Source organism: Bradyrhizobium sp. LTSP885, from assembly GCF_000938305.1.
GTDB lineage: Bacteria > Pseudomonadota > Alphaproteobacteria > Rhizobiales > Xanthobacteraceae > Bradyrhizobium.
The window spans coordinates 165101-177799 of record NZ_JYMT01000036.1 but is presented as its reverse complement, the minus strand read 5'-3'; the positions used below and the strand labels follow the sequence as shown (position 1 = coordinate 177799).

Here is a 12699-nt window from a genome sequence, read left to right as displayed (position 1 = left end):
TTAGCGTGCGCCGATCGCCTTGAACTTGCGAACCTGTTCCGTCAGTGCCCGTTCCACCGGCAGACGCTCCATCGAGGAGGCGCCGTAGAAGCCGTGGCAGTTGCGGGTCTTCTTCATGATGTAGTCTGCATCCGCAGGATCCGCGATCGGACCGCCATGCGCGAGTACCAGAATGTTGGAGTTGACGCTGAGCGCGGCTTCGGCCCAGGTCTCGATGCGGGCAGGGCATTCCGCGAGCTTCAGTGCGGTCTGCGCGCCGATGGTGCCGCCGGTGGTCAGGCCCATATGGCAGACGATGATGTCGGCGCCGGCGATCGCCATCGCGGCGGCCTCCTGCTCGCTGAACACGTAAGGCGTGGTCAGCATGTCCTTGTCATGCGCCTTCGCGATCATGTCGATCTCAAGCGCGTAGGACATGCCGGTCTCTTCGAGGTTGGCGCGGAAGACGCCGTCGATCAGGCCGACGGTCGGAAAGTTCTGTACGCCGGCGAAGCCCAGCACCTTGAGCTGGTCGAGGAAGACGTCCATGTCGCGGAACGGATCGGTGCCGTTGACGCCGGCGAGAACCGGCGTTTTGGTCACGACCGGCAGCACCTCGCCGGCCATTTCGACGACGATCGCATTGGCGTCGCCATAGGGCATCAGCCCGGCGAGCGAGCCGCGGCCCGCCATGCGGTAGCGGCCGGAATTGTAGATCACGATCAGGTCGACGCCGCCGGCCTCCTCGCATTTGGCCGACAGGCCGGTGCCGGCGCCGCCGCCGACGATCGGCTCGCCGCGGGCGACCATGTCGCGAAACTTCTTCAACAGCGCCGCGCGTTCAAATCTGGCCATGGGTCACCTCGCCACTCTCCGCCGTCCACCGGCGCTTCCAAGCAAAGGACGGAACGCGCTGACGATGGCGGCGGTGAATTCGGGATCGTTGATGTTGCGCTTGACGCGAATGACCTGCCGGTTGCTGGTTTGCCGCACGGTCTGCTCCAGCGCGCGGAACAGCGCCGTGTCGGCGTCGAGATCCCAGAACGGCTGGCCCGGCGCGTCGAGGGCGGAGACGCCGCCCTCGGGCAGGATAAAACGCACCGGCCCATCCATCTGGTTCAGCTTGTCGCCGATCCAGCGGCCCATCCGCTCGTTCTCTTCAGGCGTCGTCCGCATCAAGGTGACCTGCGGATTGTGGACGTGGAATTTGCGCTTCCGATAGCGCTCCGGAATCGTGTCGGGTGCGCCGAAATTGACCATGTCGAGCGCGCCGACCGAGCCGACATAGGGCACGCGGCTGCGGATGATGGCGCCGAAGCGGTCATCGGTCGCCGGGAACACGCCGCCCATCAGGAGGTCACAGACTTCGGTCGTGGTGAGATCGATGACGCCGGCGAGTTGCCCGGACTCGACCAGCTTCTCCATCGAGCGGCCGCCGACGCCGGTGGCATGGAAGACGAGGCACTCGTAGTCGTCGCGCAAGTCGGCCGCGATCTTCTGCACGGCTGGCGTGGTGACGCCGAACATGGTGATGCCGATGGAGGGAAGCGTGGCGCCTGCGTCGCGCGGCTTGGCGGCCTGTTCGTCGAGCCGTGCCTTCACCATGCCGACCAGCGCGTTGGCGCCATTGGCGAGCACCATGCGCGAGATCGAATTGAGACCCTGCACGTCGGTCACCGAATACATCATGGTGATGTCGGCGGGCCCGACATAGGGGCCGACATCGCCGGAGGCGACCGAGGAGACGATGAGCTTCGGCACGCCGATCGGCAGCGCGCGCATGCCCGGCGCGACCAGCGACGCACCGCCGGAGCCGCCAGCCGAGATGATGCCGGCGACGTTGCCCTGGCGCCGCAGCCATCTTTCAAACGCATCCGCCATCGCGGTCACCGAAGCGCCGCGATCGACACCGAACACGCTTGCGCCGCCGCGGCCATGGTTGAGCGCGATCTCCTGTGCGGTGACGTCGCAGCTTGCCGCCTTGCCGCTGGTCGAGACGTCGACCAGGCGTGTGCGCAGGCCGTTGTTCGCGACGATATCGCGGATGAAGCGTAGCTCCGCGCCCTTGGTGTCGAGCGTGCCGACAACGAGCACGACAGGCGGTCCCGACGTCCTGGATGTTGCCGGCTCGCGCCGCTGGCGGGTTGTTTCCTCGAGCCGCGTGACGCCGGTCGACTGCGTCCGAGCGGCAGCCTCGATGCGGGCGATCGGCACCGGTTGCGACCAGCGAGTCGGCGGAACGGGGTTGGAGACGTAGATGCGGACCGGTCCGTTGCGTGCCGGTTGCGGCGCGCTGCCGGCTTCCGACTTCGCCGGACCTGCCTCAACCTCCGTCGCGTCCGCGCCATGCGTGCCGACGCCGAGCAGGCGCTGCTGCAGTTCGCGGTCGGCAGCAAGGCGCGCCGATTCGATGATGCGGTTGACGCGGCCATTGACCATGATCGCGACGTTGCGAGAGACCGCCGTCGCGACGCCGATATTCTGCTCGATGACCAGGATCGCGATGTCGCCCTCGTCGCCGAGCCGCACCAGCATCTCCTCGACCTGCGCGACGATCACAGGCGCGAGGCCTTCGGTCGGCTCATCCATGATCAGGAGATGCGGGTTGGTCAGCAACGCGCGGGAGATCGCGAGCATCTGCTGCTCGCCGCCGGAAAGCTGGCTGCCGCCATTGGCCTTGCGCTCGGCAAGGCGGGGGAAGGTGTCGTAGATGCGCTCGACGGTCCAGGGGCCGCGCCGCATCCCGGCCGCAAGCTGCAGATGTTCGTCGACGGTCAGGGACCGCCACAGCCGCCGGCCCTGCGGCACATAGCCGACGCCGAGCCGGGCGATGCGCGCCGGGTTCAGCCGGGTGACCTCCTCGCCGCGAATCCGGATCGAGCCGCCGCTGGCGCGAACCAGGCCCATGATCGCCTTGCACAGCGTGGTCTTGCCCATGCCGTTGCGGCCGACCACGGAGAACACACCCGTGTCGAGCGTGAGATCGACGCCCTGCAGCGCGTGCGAATGCCCGTAGTAGACATCGAGGCCCTTCACTTCCAGCGCAGGCACGGTGCGGCGGTCATTCATGGCCGGCTCCGAGGTAGAGTTCCTGCACCTCGGGATCGGACTCGATCTCGCGCGGCGGGCCTTCCTTGAAGATGCGGCCGTTGTGCATCATCGTCACGCTCTCGACGACGCGCAGCGCAACGTCCATGTCGTGCTCGATGATGATGTAGCCGATATGCGCCGGCAGCGAGGTCAGGATCTCGATCAGCTCGCGCCGCTCGGTCGGGGACAATCCTGCCGCCGGCTCGTCGAACAGGATGAAGCGCGGTGCGCCGGCGAGCGCCAGCGCGATCTCGAGCTGACGCTGCTGGCCATGGGCCAGCTCGGCGACGCGCTGGTCCTTCACAGCGGTGAGATGCACCGCCTGCACCAGCGTTTCGGTCGCATGCATCAGCGCATCGTTCTGCCCGGGACGGAGCAACGAGAATCGCCCGCGCGACACGCCGCGGCACGCGAGGTAGACATTGTCCTGCACGGTGAGGCCGGGAAACAGTGCCGAGATCTGGTAGGTGCGGCGCAGTCCGCGGCGGATGCGCTCATAGGGCGGAAATTGTGTGATGTCCTCGCCGAAGAAGCGGATCGTGCCGGAGGAGGGCGGGAAGTCGCCGGTGATGCAGTTGAACAGCGTCGTCTTGCCGGCGCCGTTCGAGCCGAGCACCGCGCGCCGCTCGCCGGGTCGCACCGTGATGGTGACGTCGGTCAGTGCGGCGAGCGCCCCGAACAGCCGCGTCACGCCGCGCAGCTCCAGCGCTGCACCAGCGCCGACGGCGGACAGGCGTTGCGCGACGCTATCCATGGCGGCCTCCGCCTGAACGCGTCGTCGCGGCCTTGCCGCTGCGGCGCCACTGATCCCAAAGGCCGATCACGCCGTCCGACGACCAGAACACGATGGCGAGGAAGCCGAGACCGATCAGGAGCCGGAACCGATTGCCGTCGAGCCCGAACTTGACCAATAGGTCGATCGCGAAGGTGCGCAGCAGGACGAAGATGAAGGCGCCGATGAACGGGCCGACCGGCCGCGTGATGCCGCCGACCACGGCGATGATCAGGACATCGATGCAGGCGCCGACGCTGACCGAGCCGGGCGATATCTGCCGATAGTTCCAGACCTGCAGCACGCCGCCGAGGGCTGCGATGAAGGCCGCAAAGGCATAGGCCGCGATCCGGTGCGCGTTGGTGTTGAAGCCAAGCGCTGCCATGCGCCGCGGATTGTCGCGCACGCCTTGCAGCGCGAGGCCAAACGGTGCGCGCGAGACATACTGGACCGCGAAATAGCAGGTCGCGGCGACGCCGAGCGTCACATAGTAGAAGGCAATATCGGCGCGCCAGTCGACGCCCCAGAAATTCGGTGTCGCGACCGTGTTGATGCCGGTGTGGCCGTTGAAGATCGCCCAGTTCTGGTTGGTGAAATAGTAGAAGGCCGCGCCGATCGCCAGCGTGATCATGATGGTGTAGATGCCCTCGGTGCGAACCGCGAGCGCGCCACCGAGCGTGCCGAACAGCGTCGCCAGTGCCAGTGCCATCGGGGTCGCGAGCCACCACGGCCAGCCCAGGCTGATATTGGCGTTGCCGCTCATCCCGAACACCGCGACCATGTAGCCGGCAAAGCCGGCGATCGTGAGCTGCATCAGGCTGACCATGCCGCCATAGCCGGCAAGGAACATCAGGCTGAGCGCGATGATGCCGAGGATCAGCGTGGTGCCGAAGATCTCGATCAGGAAGAAGCCGTTGGCGATGACCGGCATGATCACGAGGATCAGCGCGACCAGCCAGGCCGCCGGATTCTGCAATTCGGGCCAGGCCCGGATGAAGGCGCGTCGCGCTGCTGCTGCAGTTGGCTCGGCGCGAAGCTGGGTGCTCTGCAACAGCGACATCTCATCGCCTCGCAAGCAGGCCCTGCGGCCGCACGGCCAGCACGAGCACCATGATCAGGAAAGTGACGACGATGGCGTAGGTCGGGATGTAGACCGAGCCGAGCTGCTCGGCGAGCCCGATGATGACGGCGCCGAGCGCAGCCCCCGGGATCGAGCCCATGCCGCCGACGATCACGACGACGAGGGAAGCGAGCAGGAAGCGGGTATCTTCGCCCGGCGACAGCGACTGGAAGGTGCCGCCGACCACACCGGCGATACCGGCCAATCCTGCGCCGAGCGCGAACACTAGCACGAACACCAGCTGGATCCGCACGCCCGTTGCGGCCAGGATATCGCGGTCGTCGACGCCGGCGCGCACGATCATGCCGATCCGCGTGCGATTGAGCGCGAGCCACATCGCGATCCCGATCACGACGGATGCTACGAAGATCACCAGCCGGACCAGCGGATATTGCAGGTAGACCGGCTCGCCGGAGGATTTCACCGCCGTAAGCAGTGGCAACTGGATCGGGCCGATCAGCCAGGCCGGGGTCTGGACCTGGTAGAAATCGCCGCCGAACACCCAGAGCATCAGATCGGCGAACACGATCGATAGTCCGATCGTCACCATGGTCTGGCGGAGGTCCTGGCCCTCCATGCGGCGGAACACGGCGAGCTGCAGGACCACGCCAAGCAGGGCGACGCCGATGAAGGCGGCGATGAAGCTGAGGATCCAGGAGCCGGTCCAGGTGCTGACGGCGTAGCCGATATAGCCGCCGAACAGATAGAGCGAGCCATGCGCGAGGTTGACGTTGCGCATCAACCCGAAGATCAACGTGAAGCCGCTGGCGACCAGGAAATAGAGCCCGCCGAGCGTGATGCCGTTGAAGACCGCGTTGAGGAACACGCGCTTGCGGCCGATTGCAGCCTCCAGGCCCGGCGGCCAGATCGCGAACACCAGCCACAGCAGCACCGCGATCGCGATGATCCCGATCAGCGCCCAGGCCGGATGGCGTTCGATGAATTTGGTCATCTCCGTCGCGCGTTCCCTGATTCCGGCGCGACCGTCTGCGGGCCGCGTTCCGGATATCCTATCGGGGGCGGGCGCGGCGGATTTGTTCGAGAGTATCTTTTATCGCGCGGGCGGAACCCGGTCAGGGCCGCAACACCTTGGCGGCGCGGCGGTAATCGGTCGGGGCCATGCCGACATTGGCGGCGAAGAAACGGGTGAAGCCGCTCTGCGAGGAAAAGCCGAGATCGAAGCCGATATCGGCGATCGGGGATTCGGTCGCGACGAGCGCGTCCAACGCCTGCTCCATGATCAGCGTGTTCATGTAGAGGTGAGGGGTGACGCCGGTCTGGGTGCGGAACAGCCGGTAGAAATGCGGCCGCGACAGCCCCGACTCCCGTGCGATCGAATCCAGCTCGATCTCGGCGCCGGGGCTTTCCGACATCAGCTTGATCGATTTGCGCACGCGAAAATCGGTGATTGCGGCTGCCGCGTGCGCGTCCTGTGCCGGCTCCGATAGCTGCCAGCTTTCCTCGTAGCAGGAATCGATCAGCTGCCGCAGCTCGCAATCGAGGCTGCGCAGCGATGGCGCGCCGCACACCAGCGCTGCGGTGCGGCGGATCAGCTTGTCGAGCGCCTCGGTACGCTGGAAGAAGGTGCGGCCGAACCGCAGGCTTTGCGCATTGGCGGCGGTCGGCGCGAACCATTCGGCGTTGACATAGAGCACGAAGAAGATCGCGCCATGGTCGATGTCCGACGGCAGGAAGTTGTGCGGTTCCCAAGGGTTGACCGCGACGACGGAACAGTCCTTGAGCAGAAAGCGCTGCTCGGAGACGTCGATCTGCGCCGGCGTGCCGCCGACATGAAAGATCAGGTGCCCTTCGCGGTGCGCATGCACGTTGAAAGGCCGGTTCAACTGATAGACCGTCGCGCGGCCGAACCGGCCGTGGAAGACGGCAAGCGCTCTGCTCATGCCTTCCCTCCCGCGGGATGTCCTTGTCTTTTCGACAAGCGTTCAACATCCGGGGAGGGAAAGCAAGCCGGTTTGCACCTGCAACCGCGCACTTGGGCGCGCTCCTGGGCCACCACCGGCTCGCTCGCACTTGCAAAATACGTCAGTACTTCTTGCACTCCGGAACCGTGCGGCTGGGCAGGCCGATCTTGGCGAACACCGCCGGATCGTAGCCCAGCGTCTGGTTGACGTTCGGGATCACCTTCACGACCTTGCTGAACAGCGCGCCCTTGCCGTCATCGACGACCTCGGTGACGAAATTGGTGCCGATCGCCTGCCGGTTGGCATCGAGCTTGATCTTGCCGTTGGGGGCATCGATCTCGATCTTCGCCAGCGCGTCCTTGAGCTTGGCCTGGTTATTGGAGAGGTCGCCATTGACCTGCCGCAGCGCCAGGATCAGCGCCATGGTCGAGTCGTAATAGTTGGTCGCGAGCAGCGACGGGCTCGGGAAGCGTTTGGCCTCAGGGAACGAGTCCTGGTAGGCCTTGACGAATTTCTGCCAATTCGGGTCGTCCCAGGTGTCGGCCTGGCCGCTCGCCGCGAGCGTGCCGACCAGCGCGTTCTTGGCGCTGCCCTTCGACGACAGGATGGTCTGGTCGATCATGATCGAGCCGCCCATCAAATGCGCCTTGCCGCCGGCCTGCTGGTACTGGTTGAGGAAGTTGACGGCGTCGGCGCCACCGAGGCCGAGATAGATCGCATCGACATCGTCCGGCAGCGCGGCGATCACGGAGGCGAAGTCCTTGGTGCCGAGCGGCACCCATTGCCGGTTCGTGACCTGGCCGCCAGCGCCGCAGAACTCCAGCACCAGCCCGAACACCTGGGTGTAGATGAAGGAGTAGTCCTCGCCGACGGTCGCAATCTTGCGATAGCCCTTGGTCTCATAGGCGTATTTGCCGAGGCCCACCTGCCATTGCGCGCCGTCCATGTTGTAGCGGAAGAAATTTGGCGCCGGATCGACATAGGTCGTCTCCTGCGCACCGGAGGCGGCGTTGACGAAGGCCAGCTCAGGATGGGTCTTGGCGAAATTCTTCACCGCGATGCCCTCGTCGCCGGACAGCGGCGACAGCAGGATCTGCACCTTGTCCTGCTCGATCAGCTTGCGCACCGCGCGCACCGCGGAGTCGGGCGTCGCGTCGGTCGAGGCGATGACGAATTCGAGTTCCTTGTCGCCGATCTTCTTGCCGAGCACGTTGAGCGCAGTCTGGAAGCCGCGGATGCCGTCCTCGCCGAGCACCGTATAGGTGCCTTCGAGGGTGGCGGTGACGCCGACCTTGATCTTCTCCTGTGCGAACGCCGCGCCCGAAAGCAACAGGCTGCTCAACGCAATCAGTCCCACACTGCCCTTCAACATCGCTCTCCTCCCTGGTGTTGTCACCGGCGTCCGCATTGTCTGATGCAATGCTCGCGAACGTCCGATCGTTGCGCACAACGCTAGCCGATGCCGGGCACGACGCGCATGTCGTCACCCTCCCGTGGTTTGACGGGCAGTCTCATTTTGATTGTTGCGCCGCAACGAGATCAGCGGCGCTATGCCGCGGAGATCGGCGGTGTTTCGCCCACCGATGCTATCTCAGCATCGATCAATCGCATTTCGCGTTTGGTGAGGCGACCTATGTCTCGCTATGGTCGTCCGGCGAAACATGCCGGAGGACGCCCCATGGTCGGATCGATACGCGCGATCGCGGTCGCATTGCCGCTTGCGATCACAGCGATCGTCGCCGGAGGCGGAGCTGGGATGGCCGACACCTTTGCCTATGTCGGCAATGCCGACAGCAACGACATCAGCGTGTTCCGCCTTGCGCCTGAGACCGGCGAGATGGTTGCGGTGCAGACGGCAGCCTTTGTCGGCGTCGAGAAGCCGGGCGCCTCGACCCCGTTGGCGGTGAGCCCGGATCGCCGCATCCTGATCGCCGGCGTCCGCTCGCAGCCTTATGTTGCGGTCAGCTTTGCGATCGATCCGGAGAGCGGCATGCTCCGGCACATCGGCAATGGGCCGCTCGCCGACAGCATGGCCAACATCGCGATGGACCGCACCGGCAAGGTGCTGTTCAGCGCCTCCTATGGCGGCAACAAGGTTGCGGTCAATCCGGTTCAGGCCGACGGGGTGGTCGGCGCGCCTGTTCAGGTGATCCCGACCGGACTGAACGCCCATGCCATCCTGCCCGATCCCGCCAATCGGTTCGTGTTCGCGACCAATCTCGGCTCCGATCAGGTGCTGAGCTTCAGCTTCGATGCTGCGACCGGCGTGCTCACCGCGAACGATCCGCCGACCATCAAGGTGTTGGACAAGTCCGGGCCGCGGCACTTCGTGTTTCATCCCAACGGCAAATTCGTCTACCTCGTCCACGAGCTGAACGGTGACGTCGCTGTGTTCAGCTATCACGGGCGCGACGGCGTCTGGCAGGAGATCCAGCGCACCACCGCACTGCCGTCGGGTTTTGGCGGCAAGCCGTGGGCGGCCGACATCCATCTCACGCCGGACGGACGCTTCCTCTACGCGTCCGAGCGCGGATCCAATACGATCGCGGCGTTCAAGGTCGATGCCGCGACCGGGCAGTTGACCACGATCGGCAGCGTGCCGACCGAGCAGCAGCCGCGCGGCTTCAACATCGACCCCTCCGGGCGATATCTTGCTGCAGTCGGCGAACTGTCTGACAGCATGACGGTCTATGGCATCGATCAGGCCAGCGGCGCGCTGACCAGACTGAAATCCTATCCGGTCGGGAAGAAGCCGAACTGGGTCGAGTTTGTCAGCCTGCCGTGATGCGACGCGCTGAGCGCAACGAACTCACCGCTGTCGTCCCGGCGAAAGCCGGGACCCATAACCACAGGGTCGAGTTGTTGAAGCGGGCTGTGGCCCCAGCGTTGCGCAACAACTCGCATTTGTGGTTATGGGTCCCGGGTCAAGCCCGGGACGACGTGGGGATGGATTCGGATTCAATTGTCAAACAGCGACAAGGATGTGAGTCCGCATTCTCGCGACATGATTTGCCCGAGCTTTGCATTTCGTTTGCCCTCTCTTGGAACAGAGGGCGCAGGGAAAGCCGGGCGCACGCTGCACCCGCGGTCTCGTGTGCATAAGTAGAGTAGATGCGCACACGAGCTTACAGGTTCAGCGGAGGCACTCCGGCTTTCCCTGCGCGATGGGTTACGGCTTATACGTGCTCTCCCCGGCGAGACTAGGCTTGCTTGTCACCGCCATCCGCGAGAGACGTTGGCCTCTTGCGGACAGGACACCTACCATTGGGGTGTCAGGCCTGCACGACTTCACCGTCCGCCTTGCGCGCTCTCGTCAGTCGCACGCTCGGCGTCGACCGCATCCCACCGCGCGTTCGTGACGTGCGCTCGCCCCTCGATCGGGTGGGACAGGAGATTCATACACCTGAGTTGGCCTTCTGATAAAGCGAAATATTTTTATCGAGAGGGCTTGCGCCGTCGGGCAACTCAGCGCTAAGGCCGAGCCTTCCCCATCGGTCAAGTTTCTTGACTATGGTTGTCATGACAACTATAGAGGACACCTAAAATCTGGCGATCAAGCCGATGTCGAAGGGAGGAAGCCATGAACGCTGTCCCACAGGGCCAAGCTGCAAAGCTGCTGGCGATCTCCCGGCTGGTCGATGATCGTCCCGACGAGCGTATCTTCAGGCTCGACCGCAGCGCATTCACCGATCCGAACGTGTTCGACGCCGAGCTGCGCTACATCTTCGAGGCGACATGGAATTTTGTCGGCCTGGAATCCCAGATAGCGAAGCCGAACGACTTCGTGACGACTCATATCGGCCGCCATCCAATTCTCGTGATGCGGAGTGCGGAAGGCAAGGTCGGCGCGTTCCTCAACACCTGTCGGCACCGCGGCACCGTGGTCTGCCCGTTCAAGCAGGGCCGGCAGAAATTCCATGTCTGCCGCTATCACGGCTGGGCCTATGATTCGAGTGGCCGCAACATCTCGGTGACGGAAGAGGCGAGCGGGCAGTATCCGCCATCCTTCTCAAACGCCAATCACGATCTTATCCCGGTGGCGCGGCTCGGGTCTTATCGCGGCTTCCTGTTTGCGAGCCTCTCGGCGGATGTGCTGCCGCTGGAAGACTTCCTCGGCGACACCAGGGTGTTCCTCGATCTGATCGTCGATCAGAGCGACAGCGGCGAGGTGGAGTTCGTGCCGGGCGCCAGCACCTACACGTTCGACGGCAATTGGAAGCTGCAGTTCGAGAACGGTCTCGACTACTATCACTTCGCGACCACCCATAGCTCCTATGTCGACATCCTGAAGAAGCGCAACGTTACAGCCGGTCCAGAGGCCGGCTTCACCGTGGAGCCCGAAGGCGAACAGGAAGGACAAGGCAGCTTCAGCTTCGATCACGGCCATGCGGTCAACTGGTCGATCAAGCGCACGCAGCTCTATGGGCGTCCGCTCGGCATGGACCCGGCCCGCCTCGATGCGGTGCGCCAGCGGGTCGGCAGCACCCGCGCCAAATGGATGCTGCGTCAACGCAACCTCACCATCTTCCCGAACCTTCAGGTGATCGACATCATGTCGGCGCAGGTGCGGACCTGGCGGCCGCTCGCGGCCGACAAGACCGAGATGGTGTCGCATTGCCTGGCTCCGGTCGGGGAAAGCGCCGCGGCGCGCACGCTGCGCATCCGCAACTATGAGGACTTCTTCAACGCCTCGGGGCTCGCAAGCTCCGATGACAATGTGATGTATGAGTTCTGCCAGACCGGCTATGACGCGACGACCGCGGGTCCGACGCTAGGCTATCTGCGCGGTGCCGCGGAAATTGGCCACGGCGAAAGCCCGCATACGCGTGAGCTCGGCGTCTACCCTGCCGAATGGTCGTTTGGCCCGACCAGCTTCGGCGGCGAGACGAATTTCCATCCGGGCTATCGCGAGTGGCGCAGGCTATTGCAGCGCGCCGCCGGGGAGGGTGCGTGATGGCCAGCCCCGCAGCTGATCATCTCGACGCGGTCGCGGTCGCAGCAGCGATTGTCTTCCGCGAAGCCCGCCTGCTCGATGCCGGGGAATGGACCGACTGGGTCGCGATGTACCGGGAAGATGCGGTCTACTGGGTGCCGGCCTGGCTTGACGAATACGAGACCACCAAGGACCCGAACACGCAGGTCTCGCTGCTCTACCACGACGCGCGGCGCGGCCTGGAGGAACGGATCGCGCGCATCGAGTCGCGGAAATCCATCACTGCGCTTCCGCTGCCGCGCACGGTGCACCAGATCTCCAATCTGGAGGCCTTCGAGCCCGAATCCGGGCAGATCATTTGCCACTCGGTGTTCTCAGTCCATGTCTACGACCAGCGCGTGGCAAAGGGGCATGTCCACCACGGCCGCTATCAGCACACCCTGAAGCGCGACGGCGACGAATGGAAAATCGCGCGCAAGGTGATCACGCTGGTGAATGACCGCGTACCGACCGTGTTGGATTTCCACAGCATCTAAGAGGGCATATGACCGACAGCGGAACCTGGCACAGGGCGGCGTCACTCGGCGAGTTGAGGGAGGGCGAGCCCTACGGCGTCGAGATATCGGGCCATCACGTCGCGCTCTACCGCGTCGGCCAGGAGTTCTACGCCACCGGCAATATCTGCACCCATGCGGAGGCGCTGCTCTCCGACGGCATGCTCGATGGCTGCGAGATCGAATGTCCATTGCACATGGGCCGCTTCGATATCCGCACCGGCGAAGCCCTGACCAGCCCTGTCGAGATCGACATTCCGGTCTATCCGGTGCGCGTCGTCGACGACAGGCTTGAGGTCTGCCTGCCCGCATAGCGGGGAGTGACAAAA

The 12699-nt window shown here is 64.7% G+C and carries 11 protein-coding genes; 4 read left to right on the top strand and 7 right to left on the bottom strand.

Annotated features, from left to right (window positions below):
• The 7 genes from UP09_RS23405 to UP09_RS23375 all read right to left on the bottom strand — a co-directional run bounded on the left by UP09_RS23405 (position 1) and on the right by UP09_RS23375 (position 8255).
• Complete coding sequence (locus tag UP09_RS23405) at positions 1-834, bottom strand: phosphoenolpyruvate hydrolase family protein (protein WP_044540644.1); 834 nt, start codon at positions 832-834, stop codon at positions 1-3.
• Between the two features lie 3 nt (positions 835-837).
• A complete protein-coding gene (locus tag UP09_RS23400) occupies positions 838-3048 on the bottom strand; it encodes an ABC transporter permease (RefSeq protein ID WP_044540643.1) in 2211 nt (736 codons plus the stop codon).
• The gene (locus tag UP09_RS23395; RefSeq protein WP_044540642.1) at positions 3041-3823 is read right to left on the bottom strand and encodes an ABC transporter ATP-binding protein; all 783 of its coding nucleotides are present in this window, start codon (positions 3821-3823) and stop codon (positions 3041-3043) included. The genes UP09_RS23400 and UP09_RS23395 overlap by 8 nt, the downstream gene beginning before the upstream one ends.
• The gene (locus UP09_RS23390; RefSeq protein WP_044540641.1) at positions 3816-4901 is read right to left on the bottom strand and encodes a branched-chain amino acid ABC transporter permease; all 1086 of its coding nucleotides are present in this window, start codon (positions 4899-4901) and stop codon (positions 3816-3818) included. The genes UP09_RS23395 and UP09_RS23390 overlap by 8 nt, the downstream gene beginning before the upstream one ends.
• A 1-nt stretch (position 4902) precedes the next feature.
• Positions 4903-5913, bottom strand: coding sequence for a branched-chain amino acid ABC transporter permease (locus UP09_RS23385; RefSeq protein ID WP_044540640.1), 1011 nt, complete (start codon positions 5911-5913; stop codon positions 4903-4905).
• Between the two features lie 121 nt (positions 5914-6034).
• Positions 6035-6862, bottom strand: a complete 828-nt coding sequence (locus UP09_RS23380) for a helix-turn-helix transcriptional regulator (RefSeq protein WP_044540639.1) — start codon at positions 6860-6862, stop codon at positions 6035-6037.
• Positions 6863-7004: 142 nt separating this feature from the next.
• The gene (locus UP09_RS23375; protein ID WP_044540638.1) at positions 7005-8255 is read right to left on the bottom strand and encodes an ABC transporter substrate-binding protein; all 1251 of its coding nucleotides are present in this window, start codon (positions 8253-8255) and stop codon (positions 7005-7007) included.
• Between the two features lie 306 nt (positions 8256-8561).
• Between UP09_RS23375 and UP09_RS23370 the strand changes: the two genes are divergently transcribed.
• From UP09_RS23370 to UP09_RS23355, 4 genes are all read left to right on the top strand, one after another.
• Positions 8562-9668: a lactonase family protein gene (locus UP09_RS23370; RefSeq protein ID WP_044540637.1), complete on the top strand. Its 1107-nt coding sequence runs from the start codon at positions 8562-8564 to the stop codon at positions 9666-9668.
• A 795-nt stretch (positions 9669-10463) separates the two neighbouring features.
• Entirely contained in the window at positions 10464-11837 is a 1374-nt protein-coding gene (locus UP09_RS23365; RefSeq protein WP_044540636.1) for an aromatic ring-hydroxylating oxygenase subunit alpha, read from the top strand.
• On the top strand, positions 11837-12352 hold the full coding sequence (locus tag UP09_RS23360) for an aromatic-ring-hydroxylating dioxygenase subunit beta (protein WP_044540635.1): 516 nt from the start codon (positions 11837-11839) through the stop codon (positions 12350-12352). The genes UP09_RS23365 and UP09_RS23360 overlap by 1 nt, the downstream gene beginning before the upstream one ends.
• 8 nt (positions 12353-12360) lie before the next feature.
• Complete coding sequence (locus UP09_RS23355) at positions 12361-12684, top strand: non-heme iron oxygenase ferredoxin subunit (RefSeq protein WP_044540634.1); 324 nt, start codon at positions 12361-12363, stop codon at positions 12682-12684.
• Positions 12685-12699 lie beyond the last annotated feature (15 nt).

Bases quoted from the DNA above. Each gene is read 5' to 3' on its own strand.
- UP09_RS23380 (WP_044540639.1), bottom strand. From the start codon at position 6,862: ATGAGCAGAGCGCTTGCCGTCTTCCACGGCCGGTTCGGCCGCGCGACG.
- UP09_RS23370 (WP_044540637.1), top strand. From the start codon at position 8,562: ATGGTCGGATCGATACGCGCGATCGCGGTCGCATTGCCGCTTGCGATC.
- UP09_RS23405 (WP_044540644.1), bottom strand. From the start codon at position 834: ATGGCCAGATTTGAACGCGCGGCGCTGTTGAAGAAGTTTCGCGACATG.
- UP09_RS23365 (WP_044540636.1), top strand. From the start codon at position 10,464: ATGAACGCTGTCCCACAGGGCCAAGCTGCAAAGCTGCTGGCGATCTCC.
- UP09_RS23355 (WP_044540634.1), top strand. From the start codon at position 12,361: ATGACCGACAGCGGAACCTGGCACAGGGCGGCGTCACTCGGCGAGTTG.
- UP09_RS23395 (WP_044540642.1), bottom strand. From the start codon at position 3,823: ATGGATAGCGTCGCGCAACGCCTGTCCGCCGTCGGCGCTGGTGCAGCG.
- UP09_RS23400 (WP_044540643.1), bottom strand. From the start codon at position 3,048: ATGAATGACCGCCGCACCGTGCCTGCGCTGGAAGTGAAGGGCCTCGAT.
- UP09_RS23390 (WP_044540641.1), bottom strand. From the start codon at position 4,901: ATGTCGCTGTTGCAGAGCACCCAGCTTCGCGCCGAGCCAACTGCAGCA.
- UP09_RS23360 (WP_044540635.1), top strand. From the start codon at position 11,837: ATGGCCAGCCCCGCAGCTGATCATCTCGACGCGGTCGCGGTCGCAGCA.
- UP09_RS23385 (WP_044540640.1), bottom strand. From the start codon at position 5,913: ATGACCAAATTCATCGAACGCCATCCGGCCTGGGCGCTGATCGGGATC.
- UP09_RS23375 (WP_044540638.1), bottom strand. From the start codon at position 8,255: ATGTTGAAGGGCAGTGTGGGACTGATTGCGTTGAGCAGCCTGTTGCTT.